Genomic DNA, 2,164 nt, shown 5'->3' on the forward strand with positions numbered 1-2,164 from the left:
CTGGAACCAGGACGACGGCAAGAACCCGCAGACCGATACCTACCATGTGAACATGGACGATTGCGGTCCCATGGTTCTCGACGCGCTCGTCAAGATCAAGAACGAGCAAGACCCCACGCTGACCTTCCGCCGCTCTTGCCGCGAGGGCATTTGTGGTTCCTGCGCCATGAACATTGACGGCACCAATACGCTGGCTTGCCTGAAAGCCTGCGACGATGTGAAGGGCGAAGTGAAGCTCTATCCTTTGCCTCACATGCCGGTGATCAAAGACCTGGTGCCGGACCTCTCAAACTTCTACGCCCAGCATCGCAGCATCGAACCTTGGCTCAAGACCGACACACCCACACCGCAAACCGAGTGGAAGCAATCAAAGCCCGACCGCGAAAAACTCGATGGCCTTTACGAGTGCATTCTCTGCGCCTGCTGCTCCACCTCATGCCCAAGCTATTGGTGGAACGGCGACCGTTACCTCGGTCCCGCCGTTTTGCTGCAAGCTTATCGCTGGCTTATCGACTCCCGTGACGAAGCCACCGGCGACCGCCTCGACAACCTCGAAGACCCCTTCCGCCTCTATCGCTGCCACACCATCATGAACTGCGCCAAGGCCTGTCCAAAAGGATTGTCGCCCGCAAAAGCCATTGCCGAGATCAAGAAAATGATGGTGGAACGTCGCGTGTGATCCACACTCCCTACGACGGCTCATCTAAGCCTTTCCAGATTGGCCTGAAACCCCTCGATCCCGCTACATGGATCGAGTTGGACGATCAGCTTGAAACCTATCTCGCCGAAAAACATCGTCTGTACACGGAAGAAACTGCCAACGTGCTGGTGGCAGAGCAAGGTACGCAGGCCGCGCAACAGGAAGTGCTGGATATGTTGGTCCATCACCTTGGAGCGACATCGGTGCCAGATTGCGCCCATGGCCCTCTCGCCCGCGCCGCACTCCTCGTCCAGGAAGACCTTGTCCTCATGCGCCACTCGCCAATCGGCTGGCGTCTCGTTGCGGCCTCCCTCTGCTTTCCCTCCGCGTGGAACCTGCACGAGAAATTCGGGCGTCCCATGCATGAAATCCACCAGCCTGTCCCCGGCTTCGGTGAGGGCACGCGCAACGCGGGCCTCATCGACCGCATGTTTGACAACCTGCGTGTCGAACAACCCGTCATCCGCTGGAACTGGTCGCTCTATGGCGATGCGCGGCTTTATCACCCGGCATCCGACAACAAGATGAAAAACCGTTTTGGCGACGGCCCCATCACAGGCAACGTCATCATGCGCCTCGAACGCCAGACTCTCAGAAAACTCCCCAAATCCGGCGACATTCTCTTCACTATCCGCATCCACAACAATCCGCTGGAAGTTCTGGAAACCCATGCCGATGGCCCAGCCCTCGCCCGTTCCATCGCCACCCAGGTTGCAAATCTCACCGACGCCGAAATCGACTACAAAGGACTCGTCGGCGAGCGCGAGCGTTTACTGCAACGGTTGGAAACTCTGGCCAGCAACTCCCCCGTGTGATATTTCCGCCTGACAACGGGGAACAAAAACCATGCTCTTTGGAATCTTGGGGCTCATTGCAGCCGCGGCCTTCTGGTATTGGCGCATCAAGGCCGTAGGCGAAGTGGCAAGTGAAGTGCACAATGTCGCGGGCCGCCTTTGGGGCAAGCACAAACGTCGAAAATTCCTTGGCAAAGTCAACGACTCGCCCCTCGAAGTCATCGACGACCCCGCCACCGCCGCCGTGATCCTGATGAACGTCATCGCAACTGAAGACGGCGTGGCCGGCCACATCGCCGAAACTGCCATCAAAAAGGAAGTTGAACAATCCATGGGAATTGCCGATTCCTCGGAAATCCTCACCTTCGGCAAATGGACCGCCTCCCATGCCACTGACTCGAACAATGTCATTTTACGTTACGGCAAACTCTGGGCCGAAAACCTCTCGGTGAAAGAGCGTGAAGACCTCCTCAGCATGATTTCCCGCATCTGTGATTTGCCGGGTGCCACCAGCCAACCCGCCGCCCGCACCTTGCGCCAGTCAAAACTGCGCCAGCGCCTTGGATTGCCCGTCTAAACGTTTGTATTGCGCCGCAACATCCTCTAGAACCAACGTGAGATTCCGCACCCCCCTTTGCAAGAGGCACCTTCATGTCCATCGATAGCTTCA

Annotated in this window: 3 protein-coding genes; all 3 read left to right on the top strand. The window is 57.5% G+C overall.

The genetic code is table 11. The features are described from left to right. Nucleotides 1–679 (top strand): succinate dehydrogenase iron-sulfur subunit (locus RMO18_RS13360; RefSeq protein ID WP_309666522.1); only part of this gene is annotated, 679 nt, incomplete at its 5' end. Then, nucleotides 676–1,515 (top strand): DUF3445 domain-containing protein, encoded by an 840-nt coding sequence (locus RMO18_RS13365; RefSeq protein WP_309666524.1) that lies wholly within the window; start codon nucleotides 676–678, stop codon nucleotides 1,513–1,515. The genes RMO18_RS13360 and RMO18_RS13365, both read left to right, overlap by 4 nt. Nucleotides 1,516–1,546: 31 nt before the next feature. Continuing rightward, complete coding sequence (locus RMO18_RS13370) at nucleotides 1,547–2,071, top strand: hypothetical protein (RefSeq protein WP_309666526.1); 525 nt, start codon at nucleotides 1,547–1,549, stop codon at nucleotides 2,069–2,071. Nucleotides 2,072–2,164: the final 93 nt, after the last annotated feature.

Source organism: Tabrizicola sp. (assembly GCF_031377265.1).
Taxonomy (GTDB): Bacteria; Pseudomonadota; Alphaproteobacteria; order Rhodobacterales; family Rhodobacteraceae; genus JAUYQR01.